Raw genomic sequence first — 15,071 nt, 5'->3', positions numbered from 1 at the left:
TTTTTCCTCACTATAAATCAAATTCGACGAAGGCGGCACTGTCTTCTTGCTGCAAATACGTTTTGACAAGATTGTTTTTGCGGTTCAAACGCCCCAATTCTTGTTTGATCTCTTGCTGCTGGGCTTTGACCTGGTCTAAGAACGCTTGATACGCTTGGATCACTTGTTGCGCCAATGCACTGGTTTGTGGACTATGGCTCTGTGCTTCTGCTTGCATGGCTGCTATGACCGCTGCATTGGCTGCCATCAAACGACTGGCTTCTTCGCTGTCGCCGCGCCATTGGGCAAAACCAGTTAAAATCTGATTCAAACGTTCATCTAATGATACGTGTGGCTCCATAGGTTGTTTCCTTTCATGTTGACGAGGGTTTCTTATGCGAATGAAAAAATGACTGCTTTAATCGGCTATCCTGCCTAGTTTGACGTATTGGCAAACTGATTGCTTAGGTAGCTCAGCTGATTTTCAGCCTCCATCATCACGGAGTCTAACTTGGTAAACATTGTGATGTAACGCTCTTTTTTCATTGCCAAAATATCATCAAACCGTGTGATCTGCTTGTTTAAATCCTTGATGGTACTGTCATAGGTCGCAGATTTGGTGGCAATGATCCCTTTATTGGCTGAAGTATTGACGACATAGCTGTTGGCTAATTCTTTTAGGGCTAGTGTATAGCCAGTCTCTTTCGTGCTCGCAGTGCCATCAGCTTCTTTGGTTTTCGTACTTGCATAAAAGAAAGACTTCACAGCAGCGGGATCTTCCGCTAAGGCTTCTTTTAACTTTGTCGTATCCAGTCCCAATGTACCATCATTATCAACGGTGGAGATGCCTAGCTTATTGGCGGTCAGCTTTGAGCCGCTGACGGCTGGAATGGTGATCAAATTTCGCAATTGGGTCTGTAGACGAGTCAACGCACTGTCTCCCACCAAGGTCCCCGTCTTGTTGTTTTCACTACTAGGATCTCCCACGGTCAAATTGTCGCCGATAAAACTCATCAAGCTATTGTATTGATCCACTAATCCTTGCACTGCATCAACGACTTTCGAGGTATCATTGGCTAAAGAAAGCGTCACATGCTCCTCGCTTTTTTTCGCTAACGTCAGCGTGACACCATCGATAACATCCGTCACACTGTTGCTGTCGCGAGTGATCTTCATGCCGTCTAGCTCAAAAATAGCCGGTTGGCCTTGCGTCGTTGTCGCAGTTGAACCGATCCCTAACCCTTCGGCAGCATTGCCGTCGATCAAGAAATTTTTGTCGCCCATTTTGGTGTTCGTTAAAATCAAACGGTTATCCACGATGCTCGCCGCGACGAAAGTCGACTTGCTTTGGCTATTGATCTTGGCTGCCACATCTTTTAAGCTGTCTTCGGCCGTGATCTCGATCGAAGCGGTGATCGGTTTGCCATCTTCATCGACTTCCGAACTGGTCAATGACAGCTGACCACTGACATTTAGGGCCGTTTTGCTGCTTTGAGCTACTTGACTCCCCGTCACCTTCGTGGCTGTTGCTAGTTGGTTGACTTTTAGATCATAGGTGCCTTCTGGAGCTTCCGTTGTTCCTGCAATTGAAGCGATGCTGTTATTGGTGGTCGTCGCTTTTTTCGTTTGATAAGCATCATCTTTTTGTAATGCATCGACTTTTGACAAAAAGTTAGTCAAGCGAGTGCTGATATCACTCCACGCCGTTTTTTGTGCTTTAAGCGACGTGATTTTATTCTCAGCGCGGGTCTTGTTGATCGCATCTGCCGCCAATAATTTTTCAATATCTTCTGAAGTCACGCCAGAATAACTCCCTAGCGTTGTACTGATTCCTGAACTGCTGGTTACACTTGCCATGTTTTCATCCCTTTCGATCGACCGCGATGCCCATGTCATCCCATATTTTCCCAATCACGTCTAGCATGTTGGCGGGCGGGATCTCTTTGATCACTTCGTTGGTCTGCATATCCACTAAACGCACCATCGTACGCCCTGTGCGCTCATGTACTTCATAAGCCAATTTCATATCTTTGCCAAGTAGTCGCTGATTCACTTCCTCCACGGAGGCTGCGATCTTGTGCTGATCGGCTACTGAAAAATAGTGGATCGGCGGTTCAGTGGCCACTGTCTGTTCCTTTTTCTCCGCCAGTTTCCCCTCTTGGTGTTGCGGCTGAAGGTTGGCGTTCTCTTGATCTAGGGATTCGATCGGACGTGCTTTAGCGACCGACGCAACGGCTTCGATCGGGTGTATTCCTGACATTGGCTGAATATCCATCAGAGCTTCCTCATTTCTAAGCGTTTTTGTGCTGCTATGTAAAACACAAGAACTGCGCTTCCCCTAGGCAGTCCTTGTGTCAGTGGTTCACTTGATCAAAAATTATCCTTGTAACAAGCTCAATACGCTGTTAGGCATTGAGTTTGCTTGTGCCAACATTGAAGTTGCTGCTTGAGAAAGGATGTTGCTCTTCGTAAAGCTCATCATTTCTTGCGCCATATCAACGTCACGGATACGTGAGTTTGCTTCAGATAGGTTTTCTTGCGTTGTACCTAAGTTGTTGATTGTGTGTTCTAGACGGTTTTGCGCCGCACCAAGATCCGCACGTTGTGCAGAAACTGCTTTGATCGCTTCATCGATTTTTGTGATTGGGTTGTTTTCAACGCTGACAGTTGCCGCTGCTGCTTTGCCTTCATCAGAAGCGGTAAATGTTGCTAAAGCATCATCGTATGTTTTTTGAGCTGTTGCTTTTGCTGTATCATCAGCTGCAGATTCGATGGCTGTTTTTAATTCAGCAACTGTTTTACCAGCTGCCGCATCAACTGTGCCGTTCGCTGCATATTTTGTTGTAGTATCTGCTTCGAAGGCAGTCGCTACTGCTTTATCTTTTGCTGCAGCAATATCGCTTGTGTCAAATGCTTGTGTTAAATCTAAGCCTTTTACTTTCAATGCAGATGAGCTCATGTTGTTGATCGAAACGCTCATTGTTTGGTTTGCGTTGGCACCGATTTGGAAAGTGAATGATTTCGCATCATCGCCTTCACCAGTTAACAAGCTTTTTGTATTGAATTCAGTGGTATTGCTGATACGGTCGATTTCATCAGACAATGCGGTGTATTCTTTGTTGATCGCATCGCGGTCATCATTACTTAACGTACCATTTGAACTTTGAACTGCAAGATCACGCATACGCCCTAAGATACTGTGGGTTTCATTTAATGCACCTTCTGCTGTTTGGATCAATGAGATACCATCTTGTGCGTTGCTTTTTGCTTGTGACAAACCGCCGATTTGGCCTTTCATTTTTTCAGAAATTGCTAAGCCAGCTGCGTCGTCCCCAGCTTTGTTGATGCGTAAGCCTGAAGATAATTTAGACAAAGAATTGCTTTTAGAAGCATTTGCTGCCGTTAGGCGTGAGTAAGTATTCAATGCTGAAACGTTTGTATTGATTCTCATGTGTAGTTCCTCCTAATTTTTATTCGCTAAGGTTTCCCTCTGCTACTATTTATCGGAAGAAACCGTTCAGGGTTAAGCCTTTTTTCTAAAAAAAATAAAAAACTTTTGCTCTCAGCAAAGAACAAAAGTTTTTGGGTTAATTTAAATAATCTAGAATGGACATCTGCATGATCTTTGTTCCCATCGCTAATGTTGAACGGTAGGCAGTCATTTGATTTTGATATTCCATATACTTTTCCGCAATATCGACGTCTTGTTTGTTGGACAGTGTTTCGGTCAAGTTCAGCTTTTCCGTCTCATTTCGATCAGCTGCCGCCTCCAAGCGATTGTAGAGGGTGCCGATCTGCGCCCGTACATTCACCACATTAGTGGCATGCTGGTCATGAGCGGTTAAAAGCTCGCCCCCTAAGGCATCTTTATCATCACTGCGCAATGCAGACAACAAATCATTGAAATAGGTGCTTAAATTTTGGGGATCCGCAGCTGTGCCCGTCTCGTTCATCAGACGATCACCGCTGGCTAACAGATCCACTGAGACCCCATTTGCGATTTCTCGCGGCAAGTCTTCGCTGGTGCCATTGTATTTGATACCGACGATGGCGTCATTTTCTTTGACGATCTCAAAAGGCGCCGTCGTCGTATTCGTTCCGCTAAATAGATAGCGGCCATCAAAGTTGGTGTTTAATGATTCAACGATGCCTTCGATCTCTTGCTCGATCTCTGAACGATTTGCCCCTAATTCCTCACTGCCAGCTGTCGCATTGGCAGAAGATTGAACCAACGAGCGAATCCGCAGCATCGAAGTACTGACGCTTTCTAAAGCAGAATCTTGGGCTTTTGTCCAAGAAATACTGTCTTTGATCGTATTGTTGTAAGTTTTGTTTTGATTTAACGACACATTGAGATCCATGATTTTTGAAACCAGCAGCGGATTATCCGAGGACTTGCTGACTTCTTTTAAGCTCGATAGCTGATTCAACGTGGATTGGACTTTGGAGGCGTTGGTTCCTAGATTTCGTAAAAAATCATTGTAGGTGATTGAATTGGAAATACGCATGGTCTACACTCCTGTTCGATTGATCAATGTGTCTAACATTTCAGAAACGACCGATAATATGCGGGCATTGGCCTGAAATCCTTGTTGGAAACGAATCACATCTGACATTTCTTCATTTAATGAAACCCCAGACACCGATTGATTTTTGTATTCTAGTTGATTCAGCAGCGACAATTGGGCACTGACCGTATTGTCGGCTTGCTGTTTTGAGATTCCGTTTTTGGTGACGATGCTGTTAAAATAACTGCTGACACTCATGCCCGATGCTGCATTAGCAAACGTCAATGTCTCAGAATCAAAAGAAGCGATCGTCTTTTCTGACAACGGGAAATCCAATTTGGCACTGCTGAGTTTCGCCATTGCAGCAGCTCTTGAACCATCTCCTGCTGCATTGCTCGTTCCGCCGGTCACCAGACTTGGGTTATCTAACAGTGCTTGGCTGACCCGAATCGTCGTCGCTGTGCCGGTATCATCTTGGCCGATCTCAAATAGTCCGCTTGTGCGAGAAGCGCCGCCGGTAAAGACCATGTTCATGGCTTGCGCGATCGTCGTCGTAAAGTTGTTCAATTCCGTCAAGCGGCTGCCGATTTCACTAGATGATGCTTGCAGGCCACCAATCGCGCCTTCTTTGATCGGCAATTCTGTATAGGCGGTTTCGCCATTGTCGGTGGTTTTCGTCAACAAGACGGTTCCAGCTGGATAAGACCCTGTAATGGTTTCGGCAGGATTCAAGGCGTTGCCGTCTTTGGAAACCAAGGCGCCTGTGTCGCTTTGTCCCACCACCACACTAAGGGTATTGCGTTCCTCCGCACTTAAAATCGTCTGTCCGCTCATAGATACAAACCCACGGCCATACTGATCGGTCTTGGTTTCGATCCCTGCTAGACCCGAGAGATCTTTCAACAGACTGTCTCGACGATCTAAAAGATCATTGGGTGTCTCACCACTCGTCGTCAACCCATAGATCTGTTCATTCAAGGATTGCAGCTGTTTGACCTTCTCATTGAAGTCCAGCGCGGATTTTTCGATGGTATCCAGCGTGTCGCTTTGCAGCTGCGTCATTTGTTTGCCCATTTGGTTGATGGTATCGGCAAACGTACTGCTGTTTTCCAGCACAAGGGTCTTAGACGTATCCAGTTCAGGATTGTTGGCTAATGCGGTCCAAGAATCAAACATCGTTGCCAGCTGTTTGGACAGTCCATTGTCAGAAGGCTCATTCATTAAACTTTCCAGCTGTCCTAATATGTCTGCTTTTTGTTCATAATATGTATAGGTAGAATTGGCATTGCGTACTTGTCCAATGACAAAATCATCGACGATCCGTTCGACACTGCCGACTTTCACACCCATACCGATGCTGCCGACACCCGCTAAATGATAAGACGCTTCGGCTTGCAAGTTGACTCGTTGTCTTGAGTAGCCGTCTGTATTGGTATTTGCAATGTTATGGCTGCTGGTTTGCAACGCTGCTTGATTGGCGGTCATGCCCCGGGTTGCGGTGCCTAATGAACCAAATAGTCCTGTCATAGAAGTACTCCTTACATTTTTTGATCGATGATCGCTGTTGAGACAGCTTGTTTTTCTTGGTATTTCGAATACGTATTTGCCGGTGTCTTGATATTTTCTTTGACTGCATCCATCAAAACAGTTTGGAAACTAATGGCTTGCTCCGTCAGCAGGAGATTTTCGGCTTGCTGCACTTGGATTTGGCGGATGAGTTCTTTGATCGTCACTGAAAGAGTTCCTTCATACGTGGAAAAAACGGGTACGAAGGCGGTTTTTTTCTCGACGAGTTCTGGTAATTTTTCTGCTTGATTTTTGATCAAGCAGGTCTTTTCTTTTTGCAGCAACCGCAAGAACTGCTGAAGCTGACGCTCAAATTCCCGTTCTGTCATCTAGTCGACCTGCTTTTCATCTTGTTGCAGCATTTTATCTGCGATCGTTTCGGCAGATACTTGGTAGGTGCCTTCTTTGATCGCTCGTTTCAATTCTGCCACTCGCTCACTGCGACTGGCTGTTTGATTGGCACTCTTTTGAATGGCTTGAGCTGTTTCGGACAATTGAACATCGACGGTTTTTTCTGTCTGAGCAGCAGATGGCTTTTCTTGTTTGACCGCTTCACGTTTGATGGCCTTGTCGCTGTATTCTGCGTAACCTCTTTCGATTTTCATAGGTTCTCCTCCGTTCTCATTCTTCTACCCTCTACTATCGGTCAAATCACAAAAAAGTTAAACCCATATGTTTAACTTTTTGCGATTTCTTCAAATTAATGCAAATTGTGGATGCGTTGTTTTTGCGAAAGAATGTTGGTGATCCGCACACCGAAGTTTTCATTGATGACCACGACTTCCCCAGTGGCGATCAGTTTGCCGTTCAACAAAATCTCTAGCGGTTCATCCGTCAGTTTTTCCAGCTCGATGACGGACCCCGTATTGAAAGATAAAATGTCCTTAATAGTTTTTTTGCTGCGGCCTAACACGACACTTAGATCCAATGGCACATCAAGAATCAAGTCCAAATTATCCCCATCGCTCACTCCGCTGGAGGCCAATGTTTGAAACGCAGGTTTGCTGACTTCCACGGGCTTTGATGCAGCCGCTGGTTCTGGCGTAGGCGCAGCAACGGGTGCCGTTGGCTGCGGTGTTGGTGTTTCCCGAGTAACGACAGTCGCTTCATCGGAGAGCATCGCACTGGCGATATCGTTGACCACAGGATCGGTAAAGATCTGCATGATTTTGCTTTCGATCAAACCTTCGACGCGCAAAGAAAATGAGATACAGTAAATCTCTTCCTCTGCCTCGATCCCGCTATACTCAATGTTTTCTGGTGTCTCCCATAGTTTGACGATCGGCGGCAAGATATCCACTTTGCGGCTGATCATCGTTGCCATCGAAGTCGAGGCAGTCCCAATCATTTGGTTCATAGCTTCTGCCACAGCACTTAGCTCTAATTCCGTAAATTGAGTGTTGCTGGTTTCACCAGTTCCACCCATCATCAAATCGGCGATCACGATGGCATCTTTGACTTCTAATAGCATCAAATTACTGCCTAAAAGGCCTTCTTTAAATTCAACTGTCGTCGCTACTTTTGGTGCAACGAGGTCGTTTAAGATCTCACCAAATTTGATTTTAGACACTCGGGGAGTCGTGATGCTGACCCGACGATCAAGAATGGAAGACAACGTCGTCGCCGCTTGCGACATGGAGATATTGCCAACTTCGCCGATAATGTCGACTTTGACTTGCTCTTCTAATCCTTGCGGCTGGGCTGGGGCACTTTGATTCAACAATGCATCGATTTCTGCTTGGGATAAACGTTCACTCATAGTTCTTGCTCCTCTTCTAACTTGTCTAATAATTCAATGGCTAAACGGTCCTCTTGCTTCCCAGGTTTTGCTCGGAAGTAAGGTTTTCCATCGATGAAAGTCTCCAATGGTTCAGTAATTTTTTTGTCTAGTTTGATGACATCGCCTTCTTCTAAGTGGAGAAACTCAGAAAGACTCATTTGAGCATGGCCCAGCAGAACTTCTAAATTCAAACCGACGCCATTCAAACTTTTTTGCAACTCGCGGCTATCGTCTTGGTTGACTGGCTGATTGCTATCAAACCAATTGCGGAAACTTAATTTATCAATGATCCCTTCAAAGAAGACATAAGGGATACATAGATTGATAAAATGTTTCACTTCAAAAATTTTGATAGTAAAGGTCACTAACACGACGGGTTCGTTGGGCGACATGTTTTGCATCAATTGCGGATTCGTATCGATTCCATCCAAAACCGAATCCAAGGCAACGATGTCCTTCCAAACATTTTGGTAGACCCGTACAAATTGTGCCACCACTTCTTCCAAGATTGCTGTTTCAATATCAGTAAAACTTTTTTTCTCGCTAAAATCCATTTCGATCGGCTTGTTTTGATAGACATCCAAGCCGCCGCACAACAACTCCACCAACATCATACACAGTTGTGGGTTCATCTCGATCATTTGGATCCCGCTCAAAGGCTGCGAATGAAAGAGCCCCAACAAAGTAAATTTTGGTATCGAATGGATAAATTCGTCATAACTGACTTGTTCGATAGCTGCCAACTGCAAAGAAACATTGGTCCGCAGTTGGGTAGAAAGCATGCTACTGCTCATCTTCGAGAAATCCTCGAAGATCATGTGCAGGGTATTGACGTATTCTTTCGACAGCTTTGTTGGTCGGCGAAAATCGTAGGCTTTCACTTTGGCTTGTTTGTCTTCTATCTCAATAATTTCTTGATCGATCTCTCCGCTGCTCATCGCATTCAACAATAAATCAATCTCTTGCTGCGTCAATACCTGATCCACACTAATCCCCCATTTTTTTAAAAAATCATGTGATCGATTTGAATCACACTGGCTACTTTTTCACCGATCGTCACGACCCCAACGGCATGTTCTGTCTCTTGATTGCCCAGTTGGATATCGTCTTCGGTGATATCAAGAACTTCAATTACTTCTTCTACGAGGACCCCTTTGGTCTCCTCTTGCTTCTTCATGATCAATATGTTTTTTTCGTAGGCTGGTTCCATGATGGGAATCAATTTTGCCAAACGAATCACCGTTACGACAGACCCCCGCAGATTGATCAACCCTTCCACCCACTCTGGTGCTAAGGGCACCTTCGTAAAAGAAGGGGCATCAATGACCTCGTCCACCGAGTCTGCCGAGATCAAATAGTACTGCTGAGCCATTTTGAAAAGAATCATCTGCATGTCGCTATCCTCCTAGGCATTAGGCAAAGGCTTTGTCGATGGCAGTGATTACGCGGTCCGTGTCAAAGGGCTTCACGATAAAGTCCACCGCACCGGCGCGAATCGCATCCATCACCATTCCTTGTTGTCCCATGGCACTGCACATTACGACTTTGGCCTGCGCATCAAACGTGCGGATCATTTTTAATGCCTCTAAGCCATCCACTTCTGGCATCGTGATATCCATGGTCACTAAGTCTGGTGTCGTTGCTTGGTATTTTTCAAAAGCCTCTTGGCCATTTTGGGCTTCCCCCACGACTTCATAGCCGTTTTTTTCTAAAATATCCTTTAATTTCATGCGCATAAATACCGCATCATCCACGATCAATACTTTTTTTGACATTGTATTTGCCCCTTTCAAATTCCTAATGAATCAAATATGTTTTCTAGTACACCGATTTCTGGAATCAAAAATAACGATGCCTCTAATGTTTCTTTGGCGTAGACGAACTCATTACGGATCACCATCACCTGCTCATCATACTGGGCCATCGCCAAATAGATGGAGCTGATCGCTGCGCCAAAGAAATCATAGCTGGCGCTTGGTAAAGACGCACTCAGCTGGGTTTCCAACAGTTGCCCGATCGCGATCAAAAAAGAATTGGTAAGGATGTTGGTCAACTCGTTGATGACCGATTGCTTCAATTCTTCAGACGGATCGCTTTCTTGGATCATCAACTGACGCAATTTTGCGGCGGATTCATCCGTTAAGACAAACAAGAAGATCCCTCGAAATGCCCCTTCGATCTGGCTCATCACCACATGAACTTCTTTGTCTTCCGCCATGATCTGCTGATACAGGTCCTCATACGCTAGAATCTCGACTTCCGGTACCCGCATATCGATCGGTTGTTGGACGAGCTTTGATAAACTAGTCGCAGCGTGACCACCGCCGATATTGATCAGTTCTTTTAGGCCATCGATTTGCAGCGCTGTATAGCTCATAAGCGGTCATCCTTTTTTTCCTGACAGATGGCATGAATGTCTAGGATCAGTGCGATCGAGCCGTTGCCCATAATCGTTGCCCCTTGATAGCGATTCAGCTTTTGCAGCAATGGATCGATTTTCTTGATGACGATTTCTTGCTGGCCGATCAGCTCATCTGCCAAAATGCCGTGAAATTGCTGGTCATTGTTGACGATGATGGCGAATTTTTTCTCAGATGGATCGCCTTCGATCGCTAAGAGTTGATCGGTCCGAACCAACGGAATCAACTCCTCTTGAAAACGATAGACCTCATCTGAGACCGTCTGGATGATCTCTTCTTCTTTGACCATCACCACGCGTTCGACGAGATTTAATGGGATCGCAAAGGTTTCTGCTCCGACGCGAACCATTAACGCTTGAATGATCGACAGAGTCAATGGCAATTTGATCACAAACTGCGTGCCTTTATTTGGCTGGCTCTTCATTTCGATCGTGCCCCCTAGTTGGGTGATCTTGGATTGCACGGCATCCATCCCGACACCGCGCCCAGAAATGTTAGTCACTTCTTGTGCCGTTGAAAAACCAGGATGGAAAATCAGCTGCTGCAACGCTTCATCGGAAAGACCTTCCGTTGCTAAGCCTTTCTTTTCAGCACTTGCTTTGATTACTTGCGGATCAAGGCCTTTGCCATCATCCTCTAAAGTAATGATCACGCGATTGCCTTCTTGATAGGCCGCCAAGCGAATCGTGCCCTTGCGCGGTTTGCCCAGTTTTTCCCGAACATCGGGTGCTTCGATGCCGTGATCGACAGAATTACGTAACAGATGGACCAGAGGTTCGCTCAATTCAGAAACCACTGTTTTATCCAATTCCGTTTCTTCCCCAAAAATGACAAGTTCCATTTCCTTTTGCAGTTCATTGGATAAGTCCCGAACCATTCGTGGAAAGCGACTAAAGACGACATTGACTTGCTGCATGCGGATCCGCAAGACCAAATCTTGCAGCTCAGAGGTCAATCGCGAAACTTGCTCTAAGGGGTCTTTGACTGCTTCGATGTTTTCCCGCTCACTGACATCTTCCAATTGATTGCGATAGACCACCAATTCGGACACGAGATCCAAGAATGAATCTAAGCGATTCAAGTCGACTCGGATCGATTGATTTTGGGCGGACGCATGATGCGCGGGCGCCGGCGATTTTTCTTTCGTTTCTGTTGTCGCTTGCTGAAGAGCAGAAGTCTCTGACTCTGGGGTCGGCACTGGTTGAAGCAGCTCTTCTGCCTCCTCCAACACAGCAGCTGAAGGATCAAACGGTGCCACCACGAAGGCTTCGATCTCACTGTTGCTGGCGATGTTTTGCTCGACATCAGCCAGTGTTTGCTGCGTCAAATACAGTAGTGAAAAATCTGATTCAAAGGTGCCTTCTTCAAGTGTTTGGGCATCTGGTTCTGTATAAAGAACATCCCCTGCTTGGCCAAGCTTTTCCATGATCAAGAAGGCACGAGCACCTTTTAACATGGATTGGGCATCTAAGCGAACAGCAATTTGGACCGCTTGATAGCCATCTCCAGCCGCTTGCTCGATCACATACAGATCAGAAGGATCGATCTGTTGAAGCTGTGGGGTTAACGCGCCCACTGCGGTGGGGTTTTGGCTTGCTTCTGTCTCGGTTGATATACCGCCAGAATGTTCCGTTTGGTCAAGTTCGGCCAATAAATCGGCAATTTGAGCTGGCTGCAGGTCGCGTTCTTCCCGCAAGTCCTCCACAAGTTCTGACAGGCGATCCAGACATTTGAAAATCAATGAGATCGATTGCTGGGTCACTTGCAAGGTCCCAGTTTTAAATAACTCAAAAATATTTTCCATTTTATGGGTCAGCTGCGTCATGACGTCATAGCCCATCGTTGCCGCCATCCCTTTAAGGGTATGGGCAGAACGGAAAATATCATTCAGCAAGGCGCTATCTTTTGGATCGTTTTCCAATTGCAAGACATGATCATTCAACTGTGCTAAATGATCGTCTGTTTCTTCAAAGAAAAGGGTACGATAGACACTATTGTCATCCAAATGGGTCCCTCCTTTACAAAATTATACTTTTTGATAGATAAACGAATCGATTTTCTTAAGGCCGAATTGTTCCGCGAAATTGATCGTTTCTGTCGCTCCCGTAAACAAAATGCCCCCTGGGACCAATGCATCGCTGAATTTTTGATAGACGGCATCCCGAGCATCACTTTTGAAATAAATCGTCACATTGCGGCAAACGATCACATCAAAAGGCCCATTGTACGGGTCTTTCAAAAGATCGTGTTGCTTAAAATGAACCCGCCGTTTGATTTCCGCTTTGATCTGATACTGGTTCTTTTCTTTTGCATCAAAAAAACGGGTACGTTCTGCCGCTGAGACATTCCGCAATTCGTGGTCTCGATAGAGTCCTTGCTTGGCTTTTGCCAAAATTTGCGTATCGATATCGGTAGCCAAAACATTGGCTGTGGCAATTTGGTTTTTTTCTAGCAGCATCGCGATCGTATAGGGCTCTGCCCCAATCGAACATGCGGCACTCCAAATTTTGGGCAGCGTGGTTTTCGGGAGAACAATGGTTTTCAAGACGCGTTCAAAGGCGTCAAACAGTTCTTTGTTGCGATAAAATTCCGTTACGTTAATGGTGATATGGGCTAAAAAAGCCGCCCGCACCCCGTCATCGCCTTCGATCAATTGCTGGTATTCCCTCAACGTTTTTGCCCCGCTGTTTTCCATGATCGTAAGGATGCGGCGCTGCATTTGATTTTCTTTGTATGCGGCTAAGGGAATCCCTAATCGGCGATCCACCCACGCATTAAATAAGGCAAATTCTTCTTCCATCTTCTTCACCTGACCATCTGTGCAATTTTTGCTTCAATGCCCTGCAATGGCAGGACTTCATCCACGACTCCTTGTTCAATGGCATACCGTGGCATCCCAAAGACTGTACACGTTTCTTTGTCTTGAACGATCGTATAGCCCCCAGCCGCTTGGATCTGTCGTAAGCCAGCGGTGCCGTCTTTTCCCATCCCCGTCAAAACCACTGCCGCTAGTTGCGGGCCATAGTAGTCAGCTGCTGAGGAAAAAAGGTAATCGACGGTTGGCCGCGTCCCATGCCGTTTTTCTCGCTGGTCCAGCTGCAGGTGCCCTTGTTGGACCGTCATGTGGTAATCACCTGGACAAAGATACACTTGATTTTCGATCCGCATGCCGTCGACTGCTTCTTGTACTCGGACGGTTGTCTCTGTGTCTAAGCGTTTTGCAAAGGAAGCCGTGAAGCCCGCTGGCATATGCTGAACGATCAAAATCGGGCAACGCAAACGTGCAGGCAGACGGCGAATAATTCCCAGCAAGGCACGGGGTCCGCCTGTTGAAGCACCAATGACTAGCGCATCAAGTGATACCGGCAAGCTGTTTTGTGTCAGCTTAGTGGGCTGGGCAATCGTTGGTACTGGCGGGTGAACCGTACCGACTTCATGATCCATCGCCAAAATCTTTTGATGAAATTCAGCGATCCATTCTTTTTCGATCATCGATAGACTGACGGGTTTTTCCACAAAATCTCGGGCGCCAAGCGCCAAAGCCTCAATCGTGGTTTCTTGATTGGTTAATGAACTAAGCATGATGACGGGAATGGCTGATTGCTGTTTCATCCTCCGCAAGGTCTCTAATCCGTTCATCACTGGCATCTCCACATCCATTACTACCAAATCGATCGCTTCTTTGGTCAGATAGTCCAATGCTTGTTTGCCATTGCGGGCAGCGACGGTCACCTCGATATCAGGCAGCTGATTCAATAAATCTGTCACTACTTTCCGCATGAATGCCGAATCATCGACGATCATTACTTTTTTCATGTCCCTGTACTCCTTTTACAAATAAACGATTTCTTGTTTGACTTGCCGAACCATGGTCTTGAAATCCTGAAGATCTACGATCATCGTTCGACCAGCGCTGCCGCCAACATGTTTGGCTACGATCGGAATGTTTAACCGAGCCAAGACTTCCTCGACGGCTTCAATATTGCGCTGGCCAATATTGCTGGCAGCGTTAAGCGTCTGGAACTGAAACATATTGGCGCCGCCAACGATTTTCGCTTGAAAGCGAGGCCGACGGATCTTTTGTTCCAGCTCAGCCACCATCGCTGGCAATGCCAAGTCCGCAAACTTCTCGGGCTTGATTTCCCGCTTGTGCAAAAAAGGCTGACTATCTGGCAGCATAATATGACTCAAGCCGCCGATATGACTGGCTTCATCGTAAATGATCGTGCCGATGCAAGAACCTAAACCCACCGTGATCAAACGCGTCGGCGCTTGGGCGATCTTATACTCCGAGATCCCCACATGCAGTTCCTCATTCACGGTCATCATTGTCATGGTCATTGGCGGCTGCCAATTCCTCTGTCTGATAGGCGTCTAACTCCGCCGTCATCTCAGCGGCTTGTTCATAGCTGAAGAGAAACGGCAGCTCCAATGCCAGCACAAGTTCATCGTCTTTTTTCAGAAAGGCTTCGATATAGTTTTGCTTGAGTCCTGATGTATTTAGTTCCGCATTGCTAGGACTTTCAACGAGCGGTAAAATGCCGACGATCTCTTCCACGTAAAGGCCGATCGCCTGCTCTTGCCAGTGACACAACAAGACCACATTTTGCCCAGTTTCCGGTGTAAATTCATCAAACAGCTTTTTGCGGATGTCAATGATCGGCACCATCGCCTCTTCAAAAGGCTGGATCCCCAGCACGAAATCCGCCACTTCTGGCAGCTGTGTAAAAGAAGCAGCCTCAATGACCCGTACCACATAGTCGATACGCAAGGCAAAGAGTTGTTGATGACTTTTAAATACAACGTATTGTTCCATTG

Annotated in this window: 18 protein-coding genes; all 18 read right to left on the bottom strand. The window is 46.2% G+C overall.

Going from position 1 to position 15,071, the window contains the following annotated elements; translation table 11 throughout:
- Positions 1-10: 10 nt before the first annotated feature.
- On the bottom strand, positions 11-340 hold the full coding sequence (locus IGI77_RS00670; protein ID WP_005232745.1) for a hypothetical protein: 330 nt from the start codon (positions 338-340) through the stop codon (positions 11-13).
- Positions 341-414: 74 nt separating this feature from the next.
- The gene (fliD, locus tag IGI77_RS00665; protein ID WP_438770482.1) at positions 415-1,836 is read right to left on the bottom strand and encodes a flagellar filament capping protein FliD; all 1,422 of its coding nucleotides are present in this window, start codon (positions 1,834-1,836) and stop codon (positions 415-417) included.
- Between the two features lie 4 nt (positions 1,837-1,840).
- Positions 1,841-2,254 carry a flagellar protein FlaG gene (locus IGI77_RS00660; protein WP_005226643.1) on the bottom strand — a complete coding sequence of 138 codons (414 nt, stop codon included), beginning with the start codon at positions 2,252-2,254 and terminating at the stop codon, positions 1,841-1,843.
- 102 nt (positions 2,255-2,356) lie between these two features.
- Positions 2,357-3,430, bottom strand: a complete 1,074-nt coding sequence (locus IGI77_RS00655; RefSeq protein ID WP_413153951.1) for a flagellin — start codon at positions 3,428-3,430, stop codon at positions 2,357-2,359.
- A gap of 136 nt (positions 3,431-3,566) precedes the next feature.
- Positions 3,567-4,487 carry a flagellar hook-associated protein FlgL gene (gene flgL, locus IGI77_RS00650; RefSeq protein WP_005226641.1) on the bottom strand — a complete coding sequence of 307 codons (921 nt, stop codon included), beginning with the start codon at positions 4,485-4,487 and terminating at the stop codon, positions 3,567-3,569.
- Between the two features lie 3 nt (positions 4,488-4,490).
- Positions 4,491-6,014, bottom strand: a complete 1,524-nt coding sequence (gene flgK / locus IGI77_RS00645) for a flagellar hook-associated protein FlgK (protein WP_016609030.1) — start codon at positions 6,012-6,014, stop codon at positions 4,491-4,493.
- Between the two features lie 11 nt (positions 6,015-6,025).
- Entirely contained in the window at positions 6,026-6,382 is a 357-nt protein-coding gene (locus IGI77_RS00640; RefSeq protein WP_005232752.1) for a hypothetical protein, read from the bottom strand.
- Positions 6,383-6,658, bottom strand: coding sequence for a flagellar biosynthesis anti-sigma factor FlgM (gene flgM, locus IGI77_RS00635; RefSeq protein WP_005226638.1), 276 nt, complete (start codon positions 6,656-6,658; stop codon positions 6,383-6,385).
- Between the two features lie 95 nt (positions 6,659-6,753).
- Positions 6,754-7,812, bottom strand: coding sequence for a flagellar motor switch phosphatase FliY (gene fliY / locus IGI77_RS00630; protein WP_005226637.1), 1,059 nt, complete (start codon positions 7,810-7,812; stop codon positions 6,754-6,756).
- Entirely contained in the window at positions 7,809-8,819 is a 1,011-nt protein-coding gene (gene fliM, locus IGI77_RS00625) for a flagellar motor switch protein FliM (protein WP_005232756.1), read from the bottom strand. The genes fliY and fliM overlap by 4 nt, the downstream gene beginning before the upstream one ends.
- Positions 8,820-8,836: 17 nt before the next feature.
- The gene (locus tag IGI77_RS00620; protein ID WP_005232757.1) at positions 8,837-9,226 is read right to left on the bottom strand and encodes a chemotaxis protein CheW; all 390 of its coding nucleotides are present in this window, start codon (positions 9,224-9,226) and stop codon (positions 8,837-8,839) included.
- 19 nt (positions 9,227-9,245) lie between these two features.
- Positions 9,246-9,608, bottom strand: a complete 363-nt coding sequence (locus IGI77_RS00615) for a response regulator (RefSeq protein ID WP_003129084.1) — start codon at positions 9,606-9,608, stop codon at positions 9,246-9,248.
- A gap of 14 nt (positions 9,609-9,622) precedes the next feature.
- The gene (locus IGI77_RS00610) at positions 9,623-10,210 is read right to left on the bottom strand and encodes a chemotaxis protein CheC (protein ID WP_005226634.1); all 588 of its coding nucleotides are present in this window, start codon (positions 10,208-10,210) and stop codon (positions 9,623-9,625) included.
- Complete coding sequence (locus IGI77_RS00605; RefSeq protein ID WP_010748546.1) at positions 10,207-12,258, bottom strand: chemotaxis protein CheA; 2,052 nt, start codon at positions 12,256-12,258, stop codon at positions 10,207-10,209. The genes IGI77_RS00610 and IGI77_RS00605 overlap by 4 nt, the downstream gene beginning before the upstream one ends.
- A gap of 21 nt (positions 12,259-12,279) precedes the next feature.
- Positions 12,280-13,053, bottom strand: coding sequence for a CheR family methyltransferase (locus IGI77_RS00600; RefSeq protein WP_284591525.1), 774 nt, complete (start codon positions 13,051-13,053; stop codon positions 12,280-12,282).
- 5 nt (positions 13,054-13,058) lie between these two features.
- Positions 13,059-14,069: a protein-glutamate methylesterase/protein-glutamine glutaminase gene (locus IGI77_RS00595; protein ID WP_016609024.1), complete on the bottom strand. Its 1,011-nt coding sequence runs from the start codon at positions 14,067-14,069 to the stop codon at positions 13,059-13,061.
- A gap of 15 nt (positions 14,070-14,084) precedes the next feature.
- Complete coding sequence (locus IGI77_RS00590) at positions 14,085-14,594, bottom strand: chemotaxis protein CheD (RefSeq protein WP_005226629.1); 510 nt, start codon at positions 14,592-14,594, stop codon at positions 14,085-14,087.
- Positions 14,566-15,069: a chemotaxis protein CheW gene (locus IGI77_RS00585; RefSeq protein WP_010748543.1), complete on the bottom strand. Its 504-nt coding sequence runs from the start codon at positions 15,067-15,069 to the stop codon at positions 14,566-14,568. The genes IGI77_RS00590 and IGI77_RS00585 overlap by 29 nt, the downstream gene beginning before the upstream one ends.
- Between the last annotated feature and the right edge of the window lie 2 nt (positions 15,070-15,071).

The organism is Enterococcus sp. DIV0213h (genome assembly GCF_051711285.1).
GTDB lineage: Bacteria > Bacillota > Bacilli > Lactobacillales > Enterococcaceae > Enterococcus_D > Enterococcus_D casseliflavus.
The sequence above is the reverse complement of the archived record's forward strand: the minus strand, read 5'-3'. Positions and strand labels throughout refer to the sequence as shown.

Coding starts and splice junctions, on each gene's coding strand:
- IGI77_RS00620 (WP_005232757.1), bottom strand. CDS start 9,226: ATGCAGATGATTCTTTTCAAAATGGCTCAGCAGTACTATTTGATCTCG.
- flgL (WP_005226641.1), bottom strand. CDS start 4,487: ATGCGTATTTCCAATTCAATCACCTACAATGATTTTTTACGAAATCTA.
- fliY (WP_005226637.1), bottom strand. CDS start 7,812: ATGAGTGAACGTTTATCCCAAGCAGAAATCGATGCATTGTTGAATCAA.
- flgK (WP_016609030.1), bottom strand. CDS start 6,014: ATGACAGGACTATTTGGTTCATTAGGCACCGCAACCCGGGGCATGACC.
- IGI77_RS00670 (WP_005232745.1), bottom strand. CDS start 340: ATGGAGCCACACGTATCATTAGATGAACGTTTGAATCAGATTTTAACT.
- IGI77_RS00655 (WP_413153951.1), bottom strand. CDS start 3,430: ATGAGAATCAATACAAACGTTTCAGCATTGAATACTTACTCACGCCTA.
- IGI77_RS00640 (WP_005232752.1), bottom strand. CDS start 6,382: ATGACAGAACGGGAATTTGAGCGTCAGCTTCAGCAGTTCTTGCGGTTG.
- IGI77_RS00585 (WP_010748543.1), bottom strand. CDS start 15,069: ATGGAACAATACGTTGTATTTAAAAGTCATCAACAACTCTTTGCCTTG.
- IGI77_RS00610 (WP_005226634.1), bottom strand. CDS start 10,210: ATGAGCTATACAGCGCTGCAAATCGATGGCCTAAAAGAACTGATCAAT.
- IGI77_RS00600 (WP_284591525.1), bottom strand. CDS start 13,053: ATGGAAGAAGAATTTGCCTTATTTAATGCGTGGGTGGATCGCCGATTA.
- flgM (WP_005226638.1), bottom strand. CDS start 6,658: ATGAAAATCGAAAGAGGTTACGCAGAATACAGCGACAAGGCCATCAAA.
- IGI77_RS00615 (WP_003129084.1), bottom strand. CDS start 9,608: ATGTCAAAAAAAGTATTGATCGTGGATGATGCGGTATTTATGCGCATG.
- IGI77_RS00595 (WP_016609024.1), bottom strand. CDS start 14,069: ATGAAAAAAGTAATGATCGTCGATGATTCGGCATTCATGCGGAAAGTA.
- fliD (WP_438770482.1), bottom strand. CDS start 1,836: ATGGCAAGTGTAACCAGCAGTTCAGGAATCAGTACAACGCTAGGGAGT.
- IGI77_RS00590 (WP_005226629.1), bottom strand. CDS start 14,594: ATGACCATGACAATGATGACCGTGAATGAGGAACTGCATGTGGGGATC.
- IGI77_RS00660 (WP_005226643.1), bottom strand. CDS start 2,254: ATGGATATTCAGCCAATGTCAGGAATACACCCGATCGAAGCCGTTGCG.